General features: G+C 72.9%; 22 protein-coding genes. 10 read left to right on the plus strand and 12 right to left on the minus strand.

The features are described 5' to 3' along the window. Positions 1–122 precede the first annotated feature (122 nt). Positions 123–1,904, plus strand: coding sequence for a sigma-54-dependent Fis family transcriptional regulator (locus tag MUY22_RS41015; protein WP_247064373.1), 1,782 nt, complete (start codon positions 123–125; stop codon positions 1,902–1,904). A 314-nt stretch (positions 1,905–2,218) separates the two neighbouring features. On the opposite strand, the gene MUY22_RS41020 is transcribed toward MUY22_RS41015, so the two are convergent. Continuing rightward, positions 2,219–3,373 carry an FAD-dependent monooxygenase gene (locus MUY22_RS41020; protein ID WP_247052569.1) on the minus strand — a complete coding sequence of 385 codons (1,155 nt, stop codon included), beginning with the start codon at positions 3,371–3,373 and terminating at the stop codon, positions 2,219–2,221. A 93-nt stretch (positions 3,374–3,466) separates the two neighbouring features. On the opposite strand from MUY22_RS41020, the gene MUY22_RS41025 reads away from it, so the two are divergent. Together MUY22_RS41025 and MUY22_RS41030 are read left to right on the plus strand one after the other, a co-directional pair. After that, positions 3,467–4,060: a TetR/AcrR family transcriptional regulator gene (locus MUY22_RS41025; protein WP_247052570.1), complete on the plus strand. Its 594-nt coding sequence runs from the start codon at positions 3,467–3,469 to the stop codon at positions 4,058–4,060. After that, positions 4,057–4,512 carry a DUF5655 domain-containing protein gene (locus tag MUY22_RS41030; protein ID WP_247052571.1) on the plus strand — a complete coding sequence of 152 codons (456 nt, stop codon included), beginning with the start codon at positions 4,057–4,059 and terminating at the stop codon, positions 4,510–4,512. Before MUY22_RS41025 ends, MUY22_RS41030 begins: the two co-directional genes overlap by 4 nt. On the opposite strand, the gene MUY22_RS41035 is transcribed toward MUY22_RS41030, so the two are convergent. Next, on the minus strand, positions 4,507–5,049 hold the full coding sequence (locus MUY22_RS41035; protein ID WP_247052572.1) for a TetR/AcrR family transcriptional regulator: 543 nt from the start codon (positions 5,047–5,049) through the stop codon (positions 4,507–4,509). The genes MUY22_RS41030 and MUY22_RS41035 overlap by 6 nt on opposite strands. A gap of 102 nt (positions 5,050–5,151) precedes the next feature. On the opposite strand from MUY22_RS41035, the gene MUY22_RS41040 reads away from it, so the two are divergent. Both MUY22_RS41040 and MUY22_RS41045 read left to right on the plus strand, forming a co-directional pair. After that, on the plus strand, positions 5,152–6,051 hold the full coding sequence (locus MUY22_RS41040) for an NmrA family NAD(P)-binding protein (protein ID WP_247052573.1): 900 nt from the start codon (positions 5,152–5,154) through the stop codon (positions 6,049–6,051). Positions 6,052–6,073: 22 nt separating this feature from the next. Then, positions 6,074–6,544, plus strand: coding sequence for an HIT family protein (locus MUY22_RS41045; protein WP_247052574.1), 471 nt, complete (start codon positions 6,074–6,076; stop codon positions 6,542–6,544). Here MUY22_RS41045 and MUY22_RS41050 read toward each other — a convergent pair. From MUY22_RS41050 to MUY22_RS41060, 3 genes are read right to left on the minus strand one after another with little or no spacing between them, the layout of a single operon-like run. After that, positions 6,526–7,743, minus strand: a complete 1,218-nt coding sequence (locus MUY22_RS41050) for an FAD-dependent monooxygenase (RefSeq protein WP_247052575.1) — start codon at positions 7,741–7,743, stop codon at positions 6,526–6,528. The genes MUY22_RS41045 and MUY22_RS41050 overlap by 19 nt on opposite strands. 31 nt (positions 7,744–7,774) lie before the next feature. Continuing rightward, positions 7,775–10,780, minus strand: coding sequence for a BTAD domain-containing putative transcriptional regulator (locus tag MUY22_RS41055; RefSeq protein ID WP_247052576.1), 3,006 nt, complete (start codon positions 10,778–10,780; stop codon positions 7,775–7,777). An 18-nt stretch (positions 10,781–10,798) separates the two neighbouring features. Continuing rightward, positions 10,799–11,929, minus strand: coding sequence for an epoxide hydrolase family protein (locus MUY22_RS41060; RefSeq protein WP_247052577.1), 1,131 nt, complete (start codon positions 11,927–11,929; stop codon positions 10,799–10,801). Between the two features lie 62 nt (positions 11,930–11,991). On the opposite strand from MUY22_RS41060, the gene MUY22_RS41065 reads away from it, so the two are divergent. After that, positions 11,992–12,957: a YafY family protein gene (locus MUY22_RS41065; RefSeq protein ID WP_247052578.1), complete on the plus strand. Its 966-nt coding sequence runs from the start codon at positions 11,992–11,994 to the stop codon at positions 12,955–12,957. On the opposite strand, the gene MUY22_RS41070 is transcribed toward MUY22_RS41065, so the two are convergent. The 3 genes from MUY22_RS41070 to MUY22_RS41080 form a co-directional block, all read right to left on the minus strand. After that, complete coding sequence (locus tag MUY22_RS41070) at positions 12,926–13,423, minus strand: SRPBCC family protein (RefSeq protein ID WP_247052579.1); 498 nt, start codon at positions 13,421–13,423, stop codon at positions 12,926–12,928. The two genes, MUY22_RS41065 and MUY22_RS41070, sit on opposite strands and share 32 nt — an antisense overlap. 1 nt (position 13,424) lies before the next feature. Beyond that, complete coding sequence (locus tag MUY22_RS41075) at positions 13,425–13,760, minus strand: helix-turn-helix transcriptional regulator (RefSeq protein ID WP_247052580.1); 336 nt, start codon at positions 13,758–13,760, stop codon at positions 13,425–13,427. A gap of 164 nt (positions 13,761–13,924) precedes the next feature. Next, positions 13,925–15,112, minus strand: coding sequence for an amidohydrolase (locus MUY22_RS41080; RefSeq protein ID WP_247052581.1), 1,188 nt, complete (start codon positions 15,110–15,112; stop codon positions 13,925–13,927). Between the two features lie 117 nt (positions 15,113–15,229). Between MUY22_RS41080 and MUY22_RS41085 the strand changes: the two genes are divergently transcribed. The 4 genes from MUY22_RS41085 to MUY22_RS41100 all read left to right on the plus strand — a co-directional run bounded on the left by MUY22_RS41085 (position 15,230) and on the right by MUY22_RS41100 (position 18,940). Beyond that, positions 15,230–16,318, plus strand: coding sequence for a glutamate--cysteine ligase (locus tag MUY22_RS41085; protein WP_247052582.1), 1,089 nt, complete (start codon positions 15,230–15,232; stop codon positions 16,316–16,318). A 54-nt stretch (positions 16,319–16,372) separates the two neighbouring features. Next, on the plus strand, positions 16,373–17,239 hold the full coding sequence (locus tag MUY22_RS41090) for a GNAT family N-acetyltransferase (protein ID WP_247052583.1): 867 nt from the start codon (positions 16,373–16,375) through the stop codon (positions 17,237–17,239). Between the two features lie 82 nt (positions 17,240–17,321). Beyond that, positions 17,322–17,630 carry a hypothetical protein gene (locus tag MUY22_RS41095; RefSeq protein WP_247052584.1) on the plus strand — a complete coding sequence of 103 codons (309 nt, stop codon included), beginning with the start codon at positions 17,322–17,324 and terminating at the stop codon, positions 17,628–17,630. Beyond that, positions 17,627–18,940 carry a DUF4474 domain-containing protein gene (locus MUY22_RS41100; RefSeq protein ID WP_247052585.1) on the plus strand — a complete coding sequence of 438 codons (1,314 nt, stop codon included), beginning with the start codon at positions 17,627–17,629 and terminating at the stop codon, positions 18,938–18,940. Before MUY22_RS41095 ends, MUY22_RS41100 begins: the two co-directional genes overlap by 4 nt. A 10-nt stretch (positions 18,941–18,950) precedes the next feature. Here the strand turns inward: MUY22_RS41100 and MUY22_RS41105 are convergent, their stop codons facing one another. The 4 genes from MUY22_RS41105 to MUY22_RS41120 are packed head-to-tail and all read right to left on the minus strand — an operon-like array spanning position 18,951 to position 22,886. Beyond that, complete coding sequence (locus tag MUY22_RS41105; protein ID WP_247052586.1) at positions 18,951–19,226, minus strand: hypothetical protein; 276 nt, start codon at positions 19,224–19,226, stop codon at positions 18,951–18,953. A gap of 9 nt (positions 19,227–19,235) precedes the next feature. Next, a complete protein-coding gene (locus MUY22_RS41110) occupies positions 19,236–21,104 on the minus strand; it encodes a CheR family methyltransferase (RefSeq protein WP_247052587.1) in 1,869 nt (622 codons plus the stop codon). A gap of 10 nt (positions 21,105–21,114) precedes the next feature. After that, positions 21,115–21,879 (minus strand): ATP-binding protein, encoded by a 765-nt coding sequence (locus MUY22_RS41115; RefSeq protein WP_247052588.1) that lies wholly within the window; start codon positions 21,877–21,879, stop codon positions 21,115–21,117. After that, positions 21,876–22,886 (minus strand): chemotaxis protein CheB, encoded by a 1,011-nt coding sequence (locus MUY22_RS41120; RefSeq protein ID WP_247052589.1) that lies wholly within the window; start codon positions 22,884–22,886, stop codon positions 21,876–21,878. The genes MUY22_RS41115 and MUY22_RS41120 overlap by 4 nt, the downstream gene beginning before the upstream one ends. Positions 22,887–23,126: the final 240 nt, after the last annotated feature.

The raw sequence follows: 23,126 nt of genomic DNA on the forward strand, positions 1-23,126 counted from the left end.
TCTCAATTTGAGACACCGTGAAAGGCCTAACGCGCTTAGGCTGGACGGGCGGCACATGGGTGTGCCCGCACCCACGTGGGCCGCGGGATTCAGGAGGTCACGTGGACGACAAGGTGCCCGGCATGCTGCTCGCCGACGACGAGCTCGCCCGGACGCGGGTGCGGTTCCTCACCGCCGAACAGGTCCCGGCCGGCACCGTCCGGCAGACCATCCTCGCCTCGTGGCGGCGTTCACGGGACTTCCAGGTCGAAGCCGACCGGATCGACCCGCTCTTCCTCGGCGACCAGAACCTCGACATCCCGCTGATGCGCGGCGCGGAACCGGTGCTGGGCAAGCTCACCGAGCAGTTCGACGGCCAGCCCATCAGCCTGATCCTGACCGACGCCAGCGGCGTCGTCCTCACGCAGCGCACCGGCGACGCCGACCTGCGCCGGCACCTGGAGCGCGTCGAGCTGGTGCCCGGGTTCAGCTACGGCGAGCAGTCCGTCGGCACCAACGGCATCGGCACCGCCCTGGAGGACGGCCGCGCGACGACCGTGTTCGGCCACGAGCACTACGCCGAGCACCTCGAGAACCTCGCCTGCGCCGGCGTCCCGATCCACCACCCGATCTCCGGCAAGAAGATCGGCGCCGTCGACCTGACCTGCTGGTACAAGGACGCGGGCGGCCTGCTCATCGCGCTGGCCCGCTCGACCGCCGAGCAGATCCGCCAGGCCCTGCTGCGCCACAGCGACCTGCGCGAGATGATCCTCTTCCAGGCCTACCTGCAGACGTGCCGCCGCTGGACCGGCATCGTGCTGGCGTTCAACGAGGACATCGTGATGATGAACGACCGGGCGCGCCAGCTGCTCGACCCGGCCGACCAGTCGCTGCTGCTGGGCTACGCCACCGAGGCGCTGACCGACGGCGACCGGACGTCGGCGATGCTCGCGCTGTCGAGCGGCCTGCGCGTGCGCGTGTACTGCCGCCGCGTGCCGGGCCAGCGCGAGACCGACACCGCGGGCGGTGTGCTGTCGGTGAAGCTGATCGAGGCCGAGGAGACGCTCGCCGCGTCGATCCCGATGCTGCCGATGTACCTGCCGGGCGTCGTCGGCTCGGCGCCTCTGTGGCTGCGCTGCGGGCACGAACTCGACGCCGGCCACGAGCGCGGCGAGTGGGTCGCCCTCGAAGGCGAGCCCGGCACGGGCAAGCTGACCCTGGCCAAGGGCCTGCACCAGCGCCACCACCCGGCGGCCCGGCTGCTCACGGTGGACGCGGCGGTCGCGACCGGCCCGGACTGGACGGCCGCGTTGCTGCGCGAGCACGCCCAGACACCGATCCGCACGCTGGTGATCTGCCACGCCGACCGCCTGTCGGTCTCCGCCGCGACGGCGTTGGCGGGGGCCCTGCGCGAACTGCGCGAGCGCGACGACGCGCCGTGGGTGGTGGCCACGCTCGCACCGGGCGCCGAGACCAAGCCGGCGCTCGCGGAGCTGCTGAAGTTCTTCCCGCGCACGGTGCGCGTGCCCCCGCTGCGCCACCACGTCGAGGACCTGGCGGAGCTGGTCCCGCTGGTCCTGAGCAAACTCGGTTACGGCGGCCGCCTCACCTGCTCGGCGGCGGCACTCCATCTGCTGATGCGGGCGGAGTGGCCGGGCAACACGGGCCAGCTGTACCAGGTGCTGCGCACGGTGGCCCAGCGCCGCCGAGCGGGCACCATCCGCCCGGGCGACCTCCCGGCCGAGTTCCACGCGGTGACGCGCAGGCCGTTGAACCGCTTCGAGTCGATAGAGCGCGACGCGATCGTCCGCTGCCTGGAGGACGCGGACGGCAACAAGGTCCGCGCGGCCAAGCTGCTCGGAATTTCGAGGGCGACGATTTACCGGAAGATCCACGAGTACGGGATCGTTCCCCCGACCCGCTGAGCCGGATCGCGCGTGATTCGGGACGGTTCTCGCGTGACTCGGGCCGGATCCCACGTGATTCGGGACGGATCTCGCGTGGCTGAAGCCGGAATTCGCGTGACCCCCGGCGGAACTTGCGTAACCGGCGGGGCATCTCGCGTGACTGCCGGGGCATCTCACGTGACCGGCGGGGCATCGCGTGACTCGGGACGGATCTCGCGTGATTCGGGACGGACCTCGCGTGACTAAAGGCGGAACTCGCGTGACCCCCGGCGGATCTCGCGTGATTGCCGGGGCATCTCGCGTGTCTGGCGGGGTATCGGGGGCGGAGCGGGTCAGCGGGCCGCCAGTTCTGCCAGCTGGTACGCCATCTTCGCGCGGACCGGCGGGAGGCCGAAGGCCAGCTTGAGCACCGTGTTGCGCAGCAGGCGCGCCGGGCGGGGGCGGAGCGTGGCCATGCGGGTCATGCGGTCCGTGAACGCGACCATGCCGGTGGCGACCGGGCGGCGGGTCTGCTCGTAGGTGTCCAGGAGCGCGTCCGGCTCGCCGGCGAGCACCCGGGCCAGCAGACCGCCCAGCGCCACCGCGTCCTGGATGCCCGTGTTCATGCCCTGGCCGCCGGCCGGGCTGTGCACGTGGGCCGCGTCGCCGGCCAGCAGGATCCGGCCCGCGCGGTAGTGGTCGGCCACCCGGTGGTGCACCCGGAACCGCGAGCTCCACAGCACCTCGGTCACCCGCGACCGCGCCCCCTCCGGCCCGCGCTTGTCCACAATGGACTGGATGTCCTCGATGCCCGGCTTCTCGGCAGCGGAGGCGACGGTCGCGACCACCCGGTAGCGGTCGGCGGCGCCCGGCAGCGGGGCGACCACCGTCACCCCTTCCGGTGACAGGTGCAGGCTGACCTCCTCGCGGGCCAACGGCCAGCTCATCCGGACGTCGGCGAGCACGAACGACTCGGGGTAGCTGGCGCCGGTGAACCCGATCCCGGCCTGCTCGCGCACCACGCTGTGCATGCCGTCGGCGCCGATGACGTACCGCGCCCGGATCGCCTGGGTCCCGGCCGTGACCGTGACACCGGTGTCGTCGCCCGCGACCGCGGTGACCTCGTACGGCCGGTGGACGTCGCCGCCGGCCTCGCGCAGCCGCGCCAGCAGCACCGCTTCGGTCACGTCCTGCGGCACCATCAGCGTGTACGGGTACGCCGTCGGCAGCCCGCCGAACGGCACCCGCGCGAGCACCGCGGCGCCGTCGCGGACCGTGAACGTCGGCACCACGACGCCCAGCTCCTTCAGCCGCTCGGTGACGCCCAGCTCGGCGAGCACTTCCAGCGTCCGGGCGTGGATCACGCAGGCCCGGGACGTGTTCGCGCCCTCGGCCTGGCGGTCCAGCAGCACGTGGTCGACGCCGGCCTCGGCCAGCGCGATCGCGGCGGCGAGGCCGGCGGGGCCGGCTCCGGCGATGACCACATCGGTACGGCTCGGCAGGTTCACGGCGGTCTCCTCAAAGTTTGCCAACAACTGTTGGCATCCACGTAAGCACTGTCCGACTGGCTTGTCAACAAGTGTTGGCCTACACTTGTTGACATGGTTGACGAGCCCTCCCCCCGCCGGTCGGACGCCACCCGCGCGGCCATCCTCGACGCCGCGCGCCGCCGGTTCGCCGCCGACGGCTTCCGCCGGGCGACCATCCGCTCGATCGCCGCCGACGCGGACATCGACCCGTCGATGGTGATGCGCTACTACGGCAGCAAGGACGGCCTGTTCGCGGCGGCGGTGGACGTCGAACTGGACCTGCCGGACCTCGCCGAGGCCGATCCGGACACCGTCGGCGAGCTGCTGACGCGGCAGTTCCTCGCGCTCTGGGAGCAGCCGCCGACCGACGAGATCCTGCTGACGCTGCTGCGGTCGGCGGTGGCCGACGACGCCGTGGTCGAGAAGATCCGGGAGGTGTTCGCCGGCCAGGTCACCCCGGCGGTGCTGCGCTTCGGCGACCCGGCTGACGCGCCCCGCCGCGCCGGGCTGGTCGTCACGCAGCTGTTCGGCCTGGCGCTGACCCGGTACGTCCTGCGCCTGCCGCCGGTCGTCGCGCTGAGCCAGGAAGACCTCGTCGAAGAGATCTCCCCGACGGTCCAGCGGTACCTGGCCGGCGGGTCGGCGCACCAGCGCAACGCGTCATGAACTCGTCCCGGCGCGCGGCGAGTGCCATCCTGGACGGCGTGCCGACCCGCTGGACGTGCCCGCAGTGCGACCGCGAGTTCGCGCGCGCCGGTCAGGGGCACACGTGCGTGCCGGGCTGCACGGTCGACGAGACGTTCGCCGCGCGTTCCCCGGCGCAGCGCGCGGTGTACGACGCGATCGCCGCCCACCTGCGCACCCTCGGCGGCTTCCACGAGGACGCGGTCAAGATCGGCGTGTTCCTCAAGCGGGAGCGCAAGCTCGCCGAGGTGCGGCCGCGCTCGCGCGACGTCCTGCTGTACCTGTTCCTGCCGAGCCCGGTCGAGACGGCGCGGATCCGCCCGGCGTGGGGCACCGCCGGGCCGCGGGTCGGGCACCGGGTGAGCCTGCGGGAAGTGTCCGATGTGGACGACGAGGTCCGCGGCTGGCTGACCGCGGCCTACGACTTCTCATGACGGGCTGATCCCCCGCACCGCCAACCCCAGCAACCGCAACGCTTCCCCCGCCGGGTCACGGCCGTGCTCGGTCGCCAGCACGATGCCCGTCACCACCGCGACCAGGTCCGCCGACGTCACCCCGGCCGGCACCGCGCCCGCCTCGATCGCGCGGCGCAGCACCGGTTCGCCGGCGTCGGTGAGGCGGCCGCAGACGTGGTCGCCGCCGGAATCCTCGTCCGGGATCAGCGCCGCGGCCATGCCCCGTGCGGAGGCGGCGTACTCCGTCAACGCCGTGAGCCAGTCGAGCAGCGCGGCCCGCGGGTCCGCGGCATCGGCGAGAGTGAGGGCCCGGCCGTCCAGCGCGTCGACGCGTTCGCGGAACACGGCGTCCAGCAGGGCGCGGCGGCTCGGGAAGTGCCGGCGCACGGTGGCCGAGCCGACGCCGGCCGTGCGGGCGATCTGCTCGAGGGACGCCTCCGCGCCGTGCTCGGCGACCTCCCGTTCGGCGACGGCGAGGATCAGCGCGTAGTTGCGCTGGGCGTCGGACCGCCGCATGGAACCTCCGGAAGTTTAAGTGGCGGGGGCCGCCACTTGATGGCTATCGTAGCGGACACGAAGTGGCGGGCCCCGCCATTTAGTCGTCCGAAGGAGTTTCCCATGTCCCCCGTCCTCGTCACCGGCGCCACCGGCAAGCAGGGTGGCGCCACCGCCCGCGCGCTGCTCGCCGCGGGCACCGAAGTCCGCGCCCTCGTCCGCGACCCCGGCACCGCACGGGCCGACGCCGTCCGGGCGCTCGGCGCCGAGCTCGTCACCGGCGACCTCTACGACGCCGGTTCGCTCGGCCCGGCGCTCAAGGGCGTGCGGGGCGTGTTCTCCGTGCAGCTGCCCGACCTGACCGACCTCGACGGCGACTCCGAATGGGTCCAGGCCCGCAACCTGGTCGACGCCGCCCGGGACGCGGGCGTGGCGCAGTTCGTGCACGCGTCGGTCTCCGGGGCCGGGCAGCACCGCTCGGCGCCGGGCTGGGCCGAGGGCCGCTGGAAGTCGATGGAGCACTACCTGGAGACGAAGACCGCGATCCAGGATCGCGTCCGCGAAGCCGGTTTCGCGCACTGGACGTTGCTCAAGCCCGGGTTCTTCATGGAGAACTTCCTGCCGCCGTCGTTCCTGCTCCCCCACGGCGTCGGCGGCGGGCTGGTGACGTCCATCAAGCCGGGCACCGAACTCTCGCTCGTCGCCGTCGCCGACATCGGTGCCGCGGCCGCGGCGGCCTTCGCCGACCCGGCGCGCTTCGACGGCGTCGAGCTGGAACTCGCCAGTGAGCGCCGGACGATGGCGGGCGTCGCGGAGGTGCTCTCCCGCGTCCACGGCGTGGAGATCACCGCGCCCGACATGACCTCGGCGGAAGCCGTGGCGGCCGGCGCGCCCGCGTTCACCGTGCGGCACGAGTGGACGAACGAGATCGGCCACCCCGCGCGCCCGGAGTTCGCGCGGGCCCTCGGCATCCCGCTGACGTCCTTCGCTGACTGGGCGGACGCGCACCTGACAGCGGGCTGATCTTCCCGCTACGGTCGGCGGCATGGCCAAGCCTCCCCACCTCCCCGCGACCACGCCCGGCGGCAAGTGCGTCTTCTGCGCGATCGCCACCGGGCAAGCCCCAGCGACCCTCGTGCACGAGGACGACGAGTTCGTCGCCGTCGTCGACCTGCGCCCGGTGTCGACGGGCCACCTGCTGGTGCTCCCCCGGGCCCACCACGAGGGCCTGGCCGACCTCCCCGCGGCGGCGGGGGCCCGGATGTTCACGATCGCGCAGACGCTCGCGGCCGCGTTGCGCCGCACGGAGATCCGGACCGAGGGGATCAACCTGTTCCTGGCCGACGGCACCGCCGCGGGCCAGGAGATCCCCCACGTCCACCTGCACGTGATCCCCCGCCACGCGGACGACGGCTTCGTCCTGAGCGCGGACTGGCGGGTCCGGGAGCGGGCCGAGCTGGAGGAGGTCGGCGAGCAGGTCCGCGCGGCACTCCGAAGTCAGGCCGCGACCGCGTAGTCCTTCAGCACCAACGCGTTCGCGGCCTCGCGGATGGGGCCGGCGATCTGCTCCAGGATGCGGTTGCGGCCCGGCATGTAGGGCATCAGCTTGATCATCCGGGTGTTGAACCACGCGAACGCGCGGGACTGCGGGATGATGCCGCGCAGTGCGGACTTCGCCAGGGCCTGGTTCTTCTCGATGTACGGCCGCATCTCGGTTTCGTACCGCTCGAACGCCACCGTGAAGTCGCCCGCGGCCGCGGCCAGTTCGCCCGCCAGGACGTACGCGCCCGCCAAGGCCAGGCTCGTTCCCTGGCCCGAGGCCGGGGACGGGCAGTAGCCCGCGTCGCCGACGAGGGTCACGCGCCCGGCCGACACCCGGTCCATCAGGATCTGGCACACCGGGTCGAAGTAGAAGTCGTCGGCCGCGCGCATCGACTCCAGCAGCTCCGGGACCTGCCAGCCGAGGCCGGCGAACTGGTCCGCGACGAGGTTCTTCTGGCCGCCGACGTCACGCCGGTCATACGGCAGATCCGTGCCGCTGAACCAGAACGCGGCCTTCGCGTCGGCGGCGCGGGCCGTGCTGTAGACGTTGACCATCTTGCCCGGCGCCGCCGAGTGCAGCAGCTCCCAGCGGTCCAGGTCGAAGCTGTTGGGCACGGTCGAGATCGAGATGTAGGCGTCGAACCGCTTCAAGAACCGCTCCTCCGGGCCGAACGCCAGCGCGCGGACGCCGGAGTGCAGGCCGTCGGCGCCGACGACCAGGTCGAAGCGGCGGGGCGCGCCGTGGGCGAAGGTGACGTGGACGCCGTCCGCGCGCTCGTCGAGCCCGGTGATCCAGTCGCCGAAGACGTACTCGACGTCGTCGCGGGTGTGCTCGTAGAGGATCTTCGCCAGGTCGCCGCGCAGGATCTCGGTGTCGTCGCCGTCGCGGAAGCCGAACGTGTCGGCGTCCAGCTTCGCGACCTGCTTGCCGCGCTTGTTCACGAACCCCGCGCCGCGCATGTCGGTGGCGACCGCGTGCACCTGCTCCAGCAGGCCCATCCGGCGGACGACGTCGACGGCGGTGCCGCGGATGTCGACCTTGTAGCCGCCTTCGCGCAGGCTCGGAGCGCGCTCGACGATCGTCGGGCGGAAGCCGTGGTGGTGCAGCCACCAGGCGAGGGCGGGGCCGGCGACGCTGGCGCCGGAGATCAGGATTTCTCGGTTGTTCGTCATGCTCAGCAGCGTGGGCGCGGCCGCTGACCGCTCACGAACCGAGCGCGAACCGCGGCTGACCGAAGTCCTGAAGCGCCTGGTCAGGCGGCATTTCCCGGCCCTGCTCGAACGCCTTGACGTAGGCATCGCCGCCGATGCGGACCCGCACGGCCCCGGCCACCGCCGCGACGTCGGCGTCTCCGGTGACCTCCGTGCCGCGCAGCCCGACGGCGACGCCGAGCAGGAACGCCGCCCGCTCGTCCTCGGCCCGGGCGGCGAGCACGCCGGCCAGCCCTTCGACGGCCTGCGCCGCGCCCGGCAGGTTCGCGTGCTCCAACGCCGTCGCCAGCGCTTCCTGGTGCAGTTCGGTCGCCTCGTCGAGGTGCCCTTCGGCCGCGGCGGTCCAGCCGAAGCCGGTGTACAGCCCGATCCGCGTCTCGCCGCCGGTCACCGGGTCGACGGCCAGGCCGACGGCCGAGGCGTACCAGCGCCGGGCCGCGGCCAGGTCGCCCGCGTGCCGCGCGATCTCGCCGAGCCCGCCGCGGGCCCGGGCGAGCGTCAACGTCGTGCCCACCGCTCGCGCCTGCTCGGCGGCGGCTTCGTAGTCGGCCCGCGCGGCCGCGGTGTCCCCGGCCCGCAGCATCCCGTCGGCGCGGCGGCACAGCAGGTCGGCGGCGTCCTCGCCCGCTCCCAGTTCGCCGGCCAGCCGGACGGACTCGTCCATCAGCTCGCGGAACCGCGCGTGGTCGCCGCGCCAGTCGGCGAACTCCGCGAGCTTCTCCAGCGCGCTCGCCTGCCCCCAGCGGTCGCCGAGGTCGCGAAACCCTTGCAGGGACGCCGAAAAGTGTGCTTCGGCCTCGTCGATCCGGCCGCGGTACTGCGCGCCGAGGCCGTCGCCGATCCGCGCGAACGCCCGCGACCAGGTGTCCGGGCCGATCAGCGCGGCGAGGCGTTCGCCGTCCGATGCCTTGGTGCGCGGGGAAAACGCCCACAGCAGGAACAGGTACGGGTACCGCAGCGATCCCGTGAGCCGGCGCAGGATCGGCTCGATCCCGACATCGGTGGCCGACGCGTGGATCAGGCAGACGACGTACTCCTCGTCGAGCTCCGGCGGCGGTTCGGGGCCGACGGCGGCGAGCACGGCGTCCGCGAACGGCCGGGCCTCACTGCGCAACCCGCGCAGCCACCAGTACCACGTCAGGGCCGCGACCAGCCGCAACGCGACGTCCGGCGCTTCGGCGACGCTCCAGCGCAGCGCCGCGTGCAGGTCGGCGTGCTCGGCGGTCAGCTCCGCCAGGACCGTGAGCTGGTCCGCGCCCCGCAGTTTCGGCTCGGCCGTGCGGGCGAGGTCGAGGAAGTACTTCGCGTGCGCCGCGTGGTCGCCGGTGCCCTGCTCCGCGCAGAACGCCCGGATCGTCTCCAGCATCCGGTAGCGGCCGCCGTCGTACTCGACGAGCGACTTCTCGACGAGCCCGGTGAGCAGGTCGTCGGCGTCCGGGACGGCGCAGACGCGCTCGACGGCGTCGAGGTGCGCGCCGCCGGCGAACACCGCGAACCGCCCGGCGAGCCGCTGCTCGTCGGGTTCCAGGAGGTCCCAGCTCCACTCGACGACGCCGCGCAGCGTGCGGTGCCGCGGTTCGGCGGTGCGCTCGCCGCGCGACAGCAGCCGGAAGCGGTCGTCGAGGCGGGCGGCGACGTCTTCGGCGGTCAGCGACCGCAGCCGCGCGGCGGCCAGTTCGATCGCCAGGGGCAGGCCGTCCAGCGCGGCGCAGATCCGGGACACCGTGGCGGGATCGAGGACCACGCCGGGGACCACGGCTGCCGCCCGGTCACCGAAGAGCCGCTCGGCGGCGCCGGCGGCCAGCGCGCCGACCGGCACCAGCGTCTCGCCGGTCAGGCCGAGGGCCTCCCGGCTGGTGGCCAGCACGCGCAGGCCGGGGCACGCGCCGAGCAGCCGCCGGACCAGCCGCGCGGCCTCGGCGACGACGTGCTCGCAGTTGTCGAGGACCAGCAGCAGCGGCCGGTCGGCGAGGCCGGCGGCCAGCCGGTCGGCCGGGCCGGCCGCCGCGGCCGCGGACAGCACGCCCTGTTCGCGCAGGCCCAACGCGGCGAGCACGGCCTGCGGGACTTCGGTCGTCGTCGCCAGTTCGACGAAACACACCTCGCCGGGCTCGCGCGACGCGGCTTCGACGGCAAGCCGGGTCTTGCCCGCGCCGCCCGGCCCGGTGAGCGTGACGAGCCGCGCGGCCCGCAGGGTCGTGCGCAGCCGATCCAGTTCGGCGCGCTCGACGAACCCGCTGAGCGGCACCGGAACCCGGCGCGCCGGGGCGGGCGCGGCGGCCCGCAGGACCGCGACGTGCGCGTCCGCCAGCTCCGGCGACGGGTCGGCGCCCAGCTCGTCGGCCAGCCGGTCCCGGGTCTCGGCGAACACGGCCAGGGCCTCGGCGGAGCGGCCGCCGCCGTGCAGCGCGCGCATCAGCTGGGCCGCGAGCCGTTCCCGCAGCGGGTGTTCGCGGGTGAGCTCCCGCAGTTCCGCGACGAGCCGTTCGTGCTGACCGAGGGCCAGCCCGGCCTCGATCCGGTCCTCGGTCGCGGCCGCGCGCAGCTCCGCCAGCCGGGCCGCGCGCGGCGGGTCCGCGAGCCCGTCGAGCGCCGGACCGCGCCACAGCGCGAGCGCTTCACCGAACAGCGCCAGCTTGGCCGCCGGATCCGCTGTCTCCCGGGCCTGCGCGGTGAGTCGTTCGAAGCGGTGGACGTCGACGTCCTGGGGGTCGACGGCCAGCCGGTACCCGGCGGGGGTGAACTCGACCAGGCCGTCAGGCGCGCCGCCGTCCCGCAACCGCCGTCGCAGCCGGGAGACCTGGGACTGCAGGGCTTCGGCGGCGCCCTCCGGCGGCTGCTCGCCGTGCAGGCCGTCGATGAGCCGCTCGGCGCTGATGACGCGCCCGGCGTCGAGGGCCAGCAACGCGAGCAGCCCCCGCAGCTGCGGCCCGCCGAGGGCGACCGGCGTCCCGTCGGGACCGTGGGCTTCGACCGGCCCGAGGATGGCGAACTGCACGCCGCCGAGTATGGCCACTCACAGGCGCAGCTGGCGGAAGAACGCGCGGATGTCGGCCACGAGCAGCTCACCCGCCTCCATCGCCGCGAAGTGGCCGCCCTCGGCGAAGTCCGACCAGTGCTCGATCTTCCCCTCGGGGTCCATGATCCGCCGGACCACGGGCGAGCTGTCGAACACGGCCCAGCCCGCCGGGACGTCGGCCGGCGCCAGCCAGCCGTGGCCGGAGTGGGCGGCCTCGTAGAGGAACCGGGCCGCCGTCGCGCCGCTGCGGGTGAACCAGTACAGGCCGACCGTCGTCAGCAGCCGGTCGCGGCCGATCCCGCCGGCGGAGTTCGTCCACGCCTCGAACTTCTCGGCGATCCACGCCAGCTGCCCGACCGGCGAGTCGGTGAGCCCGGCGGCGATCGTCTCGGGCGTGTGGGACTGCAGATCCAGGTAGCCTCGCCGGGCCTTCCAGGCTTCCCGGGCCGCGTCCAGCTCGGCCTGCTCGGCCTCGGTCAGGTTCTCGGGCATCGGGAGCTGCTCGCCGGCGAGGGCGATGGTCCCGCGGTCGCTGTTCACGTGCGTGCCGAGGACGCGCTCCGGGTAGAGCGCCGCGAGCCGGCCGGTGACGCCCGCGCCGATGTCGCCGCCCTGCGCGGCGAAGCGGTCGTACCCGAGGCGCGTCATCAGCACGGCGAAGGCGTCGGTCGTGCGCGCCAGCTCCCACCCGGGCCCGCTCAACGGCGTCGAGAACCCGAAGCCCGGCAGCGACGGGACGACGACGTGGAAGGCGTCCGGGCCGGGCTCGGTCAGCGGGCCGAGCACGTCGAGGAACTCGGCGAAGGAACTGGGATAACCGTGGGTGAGCAGCAGCGGCATCGCGTCGGCGCGGGGTGAGCGGACGTGCAGGAAGTGGATGGTCTGGCCGTCGATCTCGGTCGTGAACTGCGGGAAGGCGTTGAGCGCGGCCTCCTGTGCCCGCCAGTCGTAGCCGGTCCGCCAATAGTCGGCCAGCTCGCGGACGCGCTCGGGCGGGATGCCGCGGGACCAGTCCGGCTCGTCGCCGGGCACCGGCTCGGGGTACCGGGCGGCGTCCAGGCGCCGGTGCAGCTCGTCCAGCTCGGCCTGCGGGATCTCGACGCGGAAGGGGCGGATGTCGTTCGTCATGAGCAGGACGCTAGAAGCCATTGCGGAAGGGTTCCTTCCGCGATTCCTGGCATCCTCGAAGGATGTTGCAGACCTCCGCACGGCTCCTGCGGTTGCTGTCGCTGCTCGAAACGCGGCGCGACTGGACCGGCGCCGACCTGGCCGGCCGGCTCGGTGTCACCACGCGCACCGTCCGCGCCGACGTCGGCAAGCTGCGCGACCTCGGCTACCCGGTCGAGGCCTCCCCCGGCGTCCAGGGCGGGTACCGGCTCGGCGCGGGCGCGCAGCTGCCGCCGTTGCTGCTGGACGACGACGAGGCCGTGGCGGTCGCGGTCGGGCTGCGGACCGCCGCGGGGGTCGCCGGCATCGAGGAGACGTCGGTGCGCGCGCTCGCGAAGCTCGAGCAGGTGCTGCCGTCGCGACTGCGGCACCGGGTGCACGCGCTGCAGGCCGCGACGGTCGCGGTGCCCGGCACCGGCCCGGCCGTCGACGCCGACGTGCTGAGCGTCATCGCGTCGGCGATCCGGGCCGGCGAGCGGCTGCGGTTCGATTACACCAGCCACGAGGGCGCGGACAGCCGCCGCGACGTCGAGCCGCACCGCCTGGTCAGCTGGGGCCGGCGCTGGTACCTGGTCGCGTGGGACACCGGCCGCGAAGACTGGCGCACGTTCCGCGTCGACCGACTGACCCCGCGGACGCCGAACGGGCCGCGGTTCACCCCGCGCGAGCCGCCGGAGGGTGACGTCGTGCGGTTCGTGCAGCGCAGTGCGGGCGCGGCGACCTGGCGCTACCACGCGAAAGTCCGGCTGCACGCTTCGGCCGGGCACGTGCGAGCCCGGCTGCCGCTCGCCGTCGACGTCACGGCCGAGGGGCCGGACCGGTGTGTCGCGGAGGTCGGGTCCGACCACGCGCCGATGCTCGCGCTGTACCTGGGCCTGCTCGAGGTGGACTTCGAGGTGCTCGACGCGCCGGAGCTCGCCCGGGAGCTGGCGAAGGCGGGCGAGCGGTTCCTGCGGGCTAGCGCAGGGAGTTCGCCAGCTCCTCGATGATGTTCAGCTGTTCCTGCACCCCGGCTTCCATTCCGGACTCGAGGATGACGTCACGCAGGGCCTTCGAAGTCGTCTGGGTCAGCAGGCGCACCACCGTGCGGTCGCCGTCGAGGGCGTCGAAGGTGACGGTGTTGACGGGCACGTCCGGCTCCGCCAACGGCGGGCCGCTCTCGAAGACCTCGGTGAAGACGATCTTCTCGTCCGGCACGATCTCGCGGTACTCGCCGTGGAAGGCGACCTCGAAGCCCACGTCCGCCTTCATCACGTACCGCCAGCGGCCGCCGGGGCGCAGGTCCATCTCGACCTCGGTGGTCGTCCCGCGGTGCCCGGCCCACCAGCGGCTCACCAGCTCGGGCGTGGTCCACGCGCGGTAGACCAGGTGCCTCGGCGCGTTGAACTCCCGCGTGATGAGGATCTGTTCGTCGCTCGGCAGGGTGATCTTCGCGCTGCTCGCCGTTTCCACCATGTCACTTCTCCTGTTGTTTCAGTTCTTCCAGGACGTCGTCCAGCAGCTCGAAGCGTTCCGACCACGTCTGTTCGTACCGCTTGACCCAGTCGTGGATGGGTTTGAGCGCGGCGCCGTTGAGCCGGTAGACGCGCTGCCGGCCCTCTTCCCGGACGTCCACCGCCCCGACCTCGCGCAGGACCCTCAGGTGCTTGGACACCTGCGGCTGCGCCAGGCCGAGCACGCCGACGAGGTCGCCGACCGACCGTTCGCCGGCCATGAGCTCGTCGAGGATCTGCCGCCGCCGGGGTTCGGCGACCGCGTTGAAGGTGTCCGCCGTCGTCGCTGCTCGTGCCACGCGGCCATCATATGCCCATATGGGTATGCGTCAAGTCCGGCATCCCGGGCACGTCGGCCGAAGGTCCACAGAGGACGGACGCGCGCGGCGAACCGTGCCGCTGCGGTCGTCCGTGAAGGACTCCTTACCGGCCCTAAGAGCCGGGAAGGAGTCCTTCACGGCTTTCAGGACCCGTTCCGCTCCTGGGCCCGGAAGTAGTCCCACGCCCGGCTGACAAGCGACGGGTGCGTCCGCAGGTCGATCGCCGTGCGGGCCAGCGCGGCCGCCGACGCCAGCATCGCCGAGCGGCCACGCGGGCTCGCCGCTGCTTCTGCGAACTCGCGGGTGTGGTCCGGGTACTCCGCCGCCGCGATCGCCACGAACGGGTGGATCGCCGGGACGCGGAGGCTGACGTCGCCGATGTCCGACGACCCGAGGTACACCCCCGGCTCGGGCGGCCCGGCGTGGATGCCGCACGCGGCGAGGTGCTCGGTGAACCGCTCGGACAGCACCGGGTTGTCACGGAAGTGGGCGTAGCCGCGGCCGAGGCGTTCGACGTCCACCTTCGCCCCGGTCGCCAGGGCCGCGCCCTGCGCGCACGTCGAGACGTCCTCGGCCAGCTGGTCGAGGGCCGCCGCGGTGAGCGCGCGGAGGGCGAAGCGGCCTTCGGCGCGGTCGGGCACGACGGTGGTCGTTTCGCCGCCGTCGGTGATGATGCCCTGGACGTGCGAGCCCGCGGGCAGCCGCTGGCGCAGGGCCGCCAGCGCGCCGAACGCCTGGATCAGCGCGGCCAGCGCGTCGACGCCGTGTTCCGGGTCGGCGGTCGGGTGCGCGGCGCGGCCGTGGAAGGTCAGCTTCAGCTCGACCCGCGCGGTCAGCGGCGCCCACGACCAGGAGTGCACTCCGGGGTGGACCATCAGGACGGCGTCGACGTCGTCGAAGATCCCGGCCTCGGCGAGCGCCTGCTTGCCACCGCCGCTCTCCTCGGCCGGCGCGCCGACCGCGAGCAGCGAGCCGCGGCTGTCGCCGAGCACGTCCTTGGCGGCCAGCGCGGCCCCGAGCCCGGCCGCGGCGACCAGGTTGTGCCCGGAGGCGTGCCCGAGACCGGGCACCGCGTCGTACTCCAGCAGCAGCGCCACACACGGGTGCCCGGTGCCGGCGCGCGCGACGAACGCCGTGGGCATCCCGGCGGTGCCGGTCTCGACCTCGAAGCCGTCCGCGGCCAGCTCGCCGGTCAGCAGCTCGGCCGCGGCATGCTCCTCGAAGGACGGTTCGGGGCGCGCGTGCAACGCGGTCGCCACCCGCCACAACCGTTCGTCCAGACGCTCGACCCGTTCGTCCGCCTGCTCGTGAAGCTCTTCGTGCCACTCCATGCCACCGGAATACCCCGGGTGCGCGCGGTCACACAAGCGTAGTCGCGCCGTCACCCGGTTTGCGGCATACCGCGTCCGGGTATCCCGCTGGTTCCCCAACCCCCCAGGAGAACCCCGGTGACAGACCAGGTACTGACCTTCGGCGTCGAAGAGGAGTTCTTCGTCGTCGACCGCCGAGGAATGCTTTCGCACGCCGGCGACGACGTCGTCGACGCCGCGGAAGCGGCCGGCGGCGACCAGGGCGAGCTGCAGCACGAGCTCACCCGGACCCAGGCCGAGGCCGCCACCGACATCTGCCGCACCCATTCCGGTGCCCTGAGCCAGCTGCGCGGGCTCCGGGCCGATCTCGCCGGCGCGGCGGCCAAGCGCGGGCTGCGGGTGCTGCCCAGCGGCTGCGCACCACTGTCCGAAGTGGAAGCACCGATCATCACGCCCACCCCGCGCTACGAGCAGATGGCCGAGCACTTCGGCGCCACCGCGCGGACCGCGCTCACCTGCGGCTGCCACGTGCACGTCGCGATCCCGGACAAGGAAACCGGGATCCAGGTGCTGAACCGGGTGCGGCCGTGGCTGCCGGCGCTGCTCACCCTGACCGCCAACTCGCCGATCACCGACGGCTACGACACCGGTTACCACAGCTGGCGCTACCAGCAGTGGAGCCGCTGGCCCTCGGCCGGCCCGCCGCCGAAGTTCGCCTCGCTCGACGAGTACGAGAGCGTCGTCGACGCGTGGCTGCGCGCGGGCTCGATCCTCGACCGCGGGATGGTCTACTGGGACGTCCGGCTCTCGGAAAACCAGCCGACGCTGGAGTTCCGCATCGCCGACGTCGCCGCGACGCCGGAAGAGGCGGTGCTGCTGGCCGTGCTGGCGCGCGGCCTGGTCGCCACCGCACTGGACGACAGCGCGCCCCCGCCGGACCTGCCCAACGAGGTGCTGCGCGGCCAGCTCTGGCGGGCCTCGCGCGACGGCGTCACCGGCCGCTGCCCGCACCCGCGCACCGGCGACCTCGTGCCCGCCTCGGTGGTGCTCGACGACCTGATCACGCTGACGGGTCCCGCGCTCGAAGCGGCGGGCGACCGCGAGTTCGCCTGGGAGGGAACGGCACGCCTGATCGCCGGCGAAGGCGGCGCCGATCGGCAGCGCGAGTCCTTCGCGAAGCGGCAACGCGCCGCGGACGTCGTCGACCTCATGTCGGTGACGCCGTAGGACCGACCCGAAAACCGGGTGCGGACCGCCGCGTGCTGGTGTGTGATCACGGGTATGGCGATCGTCGTGGAGACCCCGGGAACCGAAGGCCTGACCGAGGCCGTGGCCGCGCTGCGGCGGTGGCAGAGCGACGACGCGCCGCTGCAGCTGCACCCGGGAGACCTCGGCTGGAACTACCGGTTCGGGGCGGCGGCGACGGCCGCGGTGGTCCGGACCTGGACCCGCGACGGCCGGATCGTCGCCGTCGGGCTGCTCGACGGCCCCGGCCTCGTGCGGCTGACGATCGCGCCGGACGTGCGCCACGACGAGGAGCTGGCGCGGCAGCTGGCCGAAGACGTGTCCACCCCGGAGCGCGACGTCCTGCCCGCGGGTCCGGTGTCGGTCGAGGCACCGGACGGCGTGCTGCTGCGGGACGTGCTGGCCGAGGCCGGCTGGCGGGCCGACGAGCCGTGGACGCCGCTGCACCGCGATCTCGCGGAGCCCGTGCCGGAGGTGGACCTGCGGATCGAGGTGACCGGGCCGGCGGAAGCGGCGGTCTGGACCACGGTCTTGCGGGCGTCGTTCGACCGGTCGACGGCCACCGAGGACCGCTGGCACACGATGGCGGCCGGGTCGCCGTACGCCGACGCCCGGAGCCTGATCGGGTACGACGGCGAAGACAACGCGGTGGCGATCGTGACGGTGTGGTCGGCGGGTCCCGGCCGGCCCGGGCTGATCGAGCCGATGGGCGTGCACCGCGACCACCGGGGTCACGGCCACGGCCGGGCGATCACCGTCGCCGCGGCCGCCGCGCTCCGGGAGCTGGGTTCGTCGAGCGCGATCGTCTGCACCGCGAGCGCCAACGCCGCCGCCGTCGCCACCTACGCGTCGGCCGGCTTCCGGCCGCACCCCGAGCGGCTGGACCTGCGGCGGGACCGCTAGGAACCAAATGGCCGAACCGGACGTCTGACCGCGGCGTGGGTGTTACGTTTCCCGCGCGAAACGTCACGCGGGAGGATGGTCGGTGGGGTTCGAGGTCGATGTCGCGGACATCAGCAAAGCGGCGGCCAAGCTCGGCGCGGGCACTCCGCCGTCGCTCGCGGCCGGCGGGTCGCCGAACGTCGGCGGCACGGACCGGGCCGCCGGTTACGCGGGCGACTACGACGTCTGGCTGCTGACCCGGCAGGAAGACCTGCAGGCCGCACAGCAGCAGGTGGAAAGTCTCGTCGAAAGCATCAAGAGCGCCGCGAAGAGCTACGACAACACCGACGCCGACGCACGTGGCGCCTTCCTGAAGGCCCTCGACAGCGGCTTCGAACGGATCGACCGATGACCTCGGTGTTCGACCGGATCCGCGGGCTCGCCGACCAGGTCGAGAAGGGCAGCACGACCGAGCTGGACGACCGGGCCCGCGCCTGCCGGAGCACCAAGGAAGCCGTCAAGGACGCCAAGGCCCTGGTCGAGAGCGTCCGCGTGGAGCTGGGCCAGGGCTGGCACGGCGGCGCCGGCGAGGCGGCGCTCTCCTCGCTCGAGGACTTCAAGAAGAACCGCGACGAACAGGCCGAGGATCTCGAGGAGTCGGCGAAGTCGTTCGAGGTGGTCCGCGACGCGCTGGCGAAGGCGCAACTGGAAGCGCGGAGCAACCGCGCGGACGCCGACGCCCTGCAGACGAAGCTCGACAACGTGTGGCACGGCCTCGGGAGCGGCACGGGCACCGTCGTGCTCGCCTGGGCGGAGGACAAGATCATCAAGGGGCGGGCCCTCGTCCTGCTGGCCGACATGCAGCGGGTGGTGACCACCTACGACGCGGTGCTGCTCGTCGAAGGCCTGAAGATCCGCAACAAAACGGGCCGGGTGTGGGAGCTCGCGGGCTCGGAGAAGCGGAACCCGGCCGAGATCGCCGCGATCATCCTCGCCGAGATCCCCGGCCTCGCCGCGCTGGTGGCGAAGAACCCGAAGCTCGACCTCGCCCTGCTGAGGGGCGACTGGGACACGATCATGCAGGACCCCGCGGTCGCCCGGAAGATCTACGACTACTTCGGCTTCGAGTACGTCGAGGACGGCGGCTTCTACACCACCGGCGAGCATTCCGTGCAGAGCTACCTGGGCTGGCACGACATCTACGACAAGCTGGAACAGCTCATCGGCGCGGACCTCGACCGCACCAACGCCCAGGGCGACAACATGGAGTTCACCGACCCCGAGACCGGGAAGCAGTACCGGCTGGAACTGTGGAAGGGCGGCTACGGCTTCGGCAGCGCGTTCGGCGGCGAAGTCGGCTTCTACACCAGCGACGCCGGGGACGACTCCGGCTACTTCTCCGCCGCCCAAGGCGACGACCAGATCAAGGTGACCCAGCAGATCTACGACAAGGAAAGCGGCGAGGTCTACTTCACCAACGACGGCCAAGGCGCCGACGGCACCGACAAACGGCACTTCTGGAACCTGGCGATCCGCACCGACCCGGACGTGGACCCCGGCCGGCTGGGCCAGCGCGCCACGATCGAGGTGCACGACGTCGGGATGCGCGACCGGATGTACGACGAGATGACCCGCTACGCCACCGCGCACCCCGAAGAGCACCTGACCGTCACGAAGGGGTCCGACGACCCGCCGGTCCTCAGCTACGACTGGCGGAAGTGACCGGCGCCGCTCACACCGCGGAAACCGGCTTGAACTCCCAGGGCCCGTCGTCATCCCGGTCGCGCCGGTCGGCCCGGCCGCGGGGCCGGACGTCGTGGTCGGCCAGCCCGGCGTACACGTCGGCGACGTCGATCAGGCCGGCGACCTCGTCGGCGACGTGCTGCCCGTGCCGCTCCTCGATGTCCTCGAGCCCCGCCCGCACCGCCGCGGTCGCGGCGCTGCGGGCCGTGGCCAGCAGCGTGCGGGCCAGCTCTTCCGAACCACCGGCGCGTCGCGACTCGTTCATGGCCCCAGCCTAGGCGGAGCCGCCGGCGCCCGGGCGGGTTTCCTCCATCATCAGCAACGCGCCGTGGCTGCGGCCGTCGGCCCCGAGCAAGGAGCTGCACATCAGCCGGACGACGACCGCGCGGCCGCGGCGGTTGATCGCGTCCAGGGTCAGCTCGGCCTGCGATTCGGCGTCGGCCAGCGCGTCGCGGACCACCGGGCGCAGCTCGGCGAGCGGCAGGCCGATGTCGAGGTTGAGCAGGTGGGTGCCCTCGGCTTCTTCCCGGCGGACACCCCAGAGCTCCTCGGCGCCGCGGTTCCAGGCCTTGATCCGCATCTCGGTGTCGATCACGACGATCCCGGCCTGGATCGAGGTCAGCACCGACTCCAGGAAGTCGTTGAGGTCGTCGAGCTCGACGCCGCGGTCACGCAGGGCGTCGTTGATCGTCTGCAGCTCGTCGTTGGTGGAGTGCAGTTCCTCGTTCATGGTTTCGAGCTCTTCGTTGGTGGACTGGAGCTCCTCGTTGGTCGTCTCCAGTTCCTCCACTGTGGACTGGAGCTCCTCGTTCGTGGTCTCCAGCTCCTCGTTGGTCGACTGCAGCTCCTCGTAGGCCGACTCGAGCTGCCGGTTCGAGTGCTCGAGCTCGGTGAGCAGCAACCGCGCCCAGCTGACGTCGTGGAACACCACCGACACGCCGAGCAGGCTCTTCTCCTTGCCCAGCAAGGGGTTGATGTGCACCTCGTACCACACGACATCGCCGGCGCGGCGCCATTCGACGTCCTTGATGCGCAGCGACCGGCGCTCGAGGCGGGCCTGCTCGACGTACGGGCGCAGCGCGACCGGGCGGTAGGAGACGTCGAGGTCCCACAGCTTGCGGCCGATGTCGCGTTCGGACAGTCCGAACGCCAGCTCCGCCTGCTGGTTGATCAGCGCCGTGACCTCGTCGCCGGTCACCACGATCTGGGCGACGGGGCTGGCCGAGAAAGCGTGTTCACGCAGCTGGTCCAGGCCCGAGACGTCGGCCGGGCGCCGCGCCGGGTAGCCGTAGGTGACGAAGCGGTTGTAGCCGACGGGTGAGTTGGCCACCTTGCGGAACACCCGCCGCTTGAGGTCGAGCGGCTCGAAGATGCGGCCGTGGCTGAGCAGCATCTCGGCCTTGCCCAGGAACATCATGCCCCGCGGGGCGAGCGCGAAGTGGAACCGCTCGAGGATCTTCGTCTGGGTGTCCACGTTGAAGTACATCAGCGTGTTGCGGCACACGAGCAGGTCGATCCGCGAGATCGGGGCGTCCTGCACGAGGTCGTTGCGGCCGAAGATGACCGAGCGGCGCAGATCCTTGCGGAAGCTGTACCGGCTGCCGTACTGCTCGAAGTACTCCTCGACCTTGTCCTCGGGCACCCCTTCGAGCTCCGCCGCGGTGTAGGTCGCCTGCCGCGCCTGGGCGAGCGCCTCTTCGTCGACGTCGGTGGCGTAGATCTTGACCCGCTGCCGGAAGGCGTCGACCCCGATCGCCTCGGCGAACGCGATCGCCAGGCTGTAGGCCTCCTGGCCGGCCGCGCAACCGGCGCTCCAGACGCGGATCGGCTCCTCCGGGCTGCGTTCGGCCAGCAGCGCGGGGATCACCTGCTCGCGCAGGTAGTCCCAGGCGTCCGGGTCGCGGAAGAACCCGGTGACGTTGATGAGGATGGTGTTGAACAGCGAGACGAACTCGTCCGCGTTGACCTGCAGCTGGTCGATGTAGTCGGCGAAGCTCCCGGCCCCGACCTGGCTCATCCGCCGCTGGACGCGCCGCATCAGGCTGGTGCGCTTGTAGCCGGTGAAGTCGAACCCGCGGGACTCCTTCAGGTAGGTGAGCACCGACTCGAACTCGCGGTCGGCCGCCGGCCCGGGATCCGTCACCGGGGATACGCTACCCGGCCCGGTTCACCGGGCGGCCGCGCCTGGTCAGCACCGCCCAGACCACCTTGCCGCCCGACCAGGACCGGCTGCAGCCCCACACCCGGGCGACCTGCGCGACCAGCTGCAGCCCGAGACCGGCTTCCCCGGGACCGAGCCGCTCGTGGCGCACGGCCGGACGCGGGTCGTCGTCGCCGACCGCGACGGTGAAGATGCCGCGCCGCAGTTCCAGGCGCAGCCGCGGCGCGGAGATCGTGTGCCGGATCGTGTTCTCGACGAACTCGGTCGCGATGAGCTGGGCGTCTTCCCGGTGCTCCGGCACGCCCCACTCCGCGCAGACGCGGGCGACGAACTGCCGGGCCAGTGCCGACGCGCCCGTCATGGGCGCGAGCAGTTGCACCGCGCGGCGGCGCGGCGGGTTGTCCCGTTCCCGCTCGGCCGTGCCGACGTCGGCGTGGACCGCGACGAACCGGTCGATCGACCGGTCGGCCAGCAGGGCCAGGTGCTCCGGCCGCGTGGAGACGAGCGCGAACGGGACGCCGGGCCAGTCGCCGATCCGCATGGCCACGACGGAGAAGACGCTCGCCAGGCTGTCGTCGTCGACGCGGAGGCCCTGGATGTCGGCGACCACGCTGTCGGGGGCGTCCGTGGCGATCTTGAGCAGGCCGTCGCGCAGGTCGGGGTAGGTGTCGAGGCTGAGCACCCCGGTCACCGTCACGACGGTCGAGCCCGCGCGGACGTCCGGCACCAGGGTCACGGCCGCGCGGTCGGCGGTCACGGCGTGGACCCGGTCTCCGGGTGACGGGCGATGAGGAACCTCCGGAGGGTTTCGGCGGCCGTCGTGCACTCGTGCACGGTGGTGTCGTAGCGGCCGGTCAGGCCGGCGAGGCCGCGGTGGCTGGTGTCGCGCTGCATGCGCCGGGCCAGCGCGGCCTTTTCGTCCAGGGAACGCAACGCCGTCCACAACGCCCGCTCGAACTCGGCGTCGTGGGCGCTGAGCAGAGCTTCGGCCGACCACGCGTGCCCGATGCGGCAGCGGTACTGCCCGTGCGGCCGGCTGATTTCCAGCAACGTGCCCTGGCAGTCCGGGCAACTGTAGCCCGAGGGCGGGGTCCCATCGCCGGGCACGACCGCGTCCAGCCGGACGCCGTCGCGCGCGATCCGGTCCTCCAGCAGCAGGGTCGGCGACGGCGGGTCCACCGCGACCGCGTCCAGCGGGACGCGCACCAGCTTGTCCAGCACCTTGCCGAGCACTCCGGCCGGGTAGACGTGGTCGGTCGGCGTCCGGGCCAGCGCGTTCCCGGGCATGCCCGGGTAGAGCGCCTCCTCCGGGTCCTGGACCATCGCGAGGCCGCCGCGCTCCACCACCGAGCAGAGACCGGCGGAGCCGTCGTCGAGCGCGCCGGAGAGCACGACGCCGATCGCCGCGGGACCGGCGGCGACCGCCGCGGACCGGAGCGTGGCGTTGATGGCGGGCCGGTGGCCGTTCTCGGTCGGGCCGCGGCTGAGCATCAGGGCGTCGTCGGCGATGAGCAGGTGCCGGTCGGGCGGGGCGACGTGGATGACACCCTTGGTCAGCGGCCCGGCGTGGCGCGCGGGCACGGCGGACAGGGCGCCGGCGCGGCTCAGGATCTGGGGCAGGGCGCTCGACGCGCCGGGCGACAGGTGCATGACGGCCAGGATCGCCGCGGGGAAGTCCGCCGGCAGGGCCTGGACCAGGGTTCGGAGGGCCTCGACGCCGCCCGCGGAGGCGCCGATCACCACGACGTCACGCCGGAAGGGCACGGCGACCACCTCCTCACCCCGTCACGGTAGCCGTATCGTCCCCTTCGGGTAACCGAGACCGGCTGGTTCGTGACCGGGCGCTGAGCCGCGGTCCGGCTCCCGCGTCCACTGTGGACGGTACTGGCACGGTCGCTCGCGGCGGTCGGCCCCGGAGGTTCCCCGGCGCGGGCCGTGATTAAACATCACCCGGGCGGGGAAGATCTTGAGGGACCGAGGTCCCGGAAACGCCAGGGGGCACCG

This window comes from Amycolatopsis sp. WQ 127309, assembly GCF_023023025.1.
In the GTDB taxonomy this organism is placed as follows: Bacteria; Actinomycetota; Actinomycetes; order Mycobacteriales; family Pseudonocardiaceae; genus Amycolatopsis.

Bases quoted from the DNA above. Each gene is read 5' to 3' on its own strand.
- MUY22_RS41090 (WP_247052583.1), top strand. From the start codon at position 16,373: ATGGCGATCGTCGTGGAGACCCCGGGAACCGAAGGCCTGACCGAGGCC.
- MUY22_RS41045 (WP_247052574.1), top strand. From the start codon at position 6,074: ATGGCCAAGCCTCCCCACCTCCCCGCGACCACGCCCGGCGGCAAGTGC.
- MUY22_RS41070 (WP_247052579.1), bottom strand. From the start codon at position 13,423: ATGGTGGAAACGGCGAGCAGCGCGAAGATCACCCTGCCGAGCGACGAA.
- MUY22_RS41015 (WP_247064373.1), top strand. From the start codon at position 123: ATGCTGCTCGCCGACGACGAGCTCGCCCGGACGCGGGTGCGGTTCCTC.
- MUY22_RS41030 (WP_247052571.1), top strand. From the start codon at position 4,057: ATGAACTCGTCCCGGCGCGCGGCGAGTGCCATCCTGGACGGCGTGCCG.
- MUY22_RS41035 (WP_247052572.1), bottom strand. From the start codon at position 5,049: ATGCGGCGGTCCGACGCCCAGCGCAACTACGCGCTGATCCTCGCCGTC.
- MUY22_RS41100 (WP_247052585.1), top strand. From the start codon at position 17,627: ATGACCTCGGTGTTCGACCGGATCCGCGGGCTCGCCGACCAGGTCGAG.
- MUY22_RS41025 (WP_247052570.1), top strand. From the start codon at position 3,467: ATGGTTGACGAGCCCTCCCCCCGCCGGTCGGACGCCACCCGCGCGGCC.
- MUY22_RS41105 (WP_247052586.1), bottom strand. From the start codon at position 19,226: ATGAACGAGTCGCGACGCGCCGGTGGTTCGGAAGAGCTGGCCCGCACG.
- MUY22_RS41060 (WP_247052577.1), bottom strand. From the start codon at position 11,929: ATGACGAACGACATCCGCCCCTTCCGCGTCGAGATCCCGCAGGCCGAG.
- MUY22_RS41050 (WP_247052575.1), bottom strand. From the start codon at position 7,743: ATGACGAACAACCGAGAAATCCTGATCTCCGGCGCCAGCGTCGCCGGC.
- MUY22_RS41065 (WP_247052578.1), top strand. From the start codon at position 11,992: ATGTTGCAGACCTCCGCACGGCTCCTGCGGTTGCTGTCGCTGCTCGAA.
- MUY22_RS41040 (WP_247052573.1), top strand. From the start codon at position 5,152: ATGTCCCCCGTCCTCGTCACCGGCGCCACCGGCAAGCAGGGTGGCGCC.
- MUY22_RS41080 (WP_247052581.1), bottom strand. From the start codon at position 15,112: ATGGAGTGGCACGAAGAGCTTCACGAGCAGGCGGACGAACGGGTCGAG.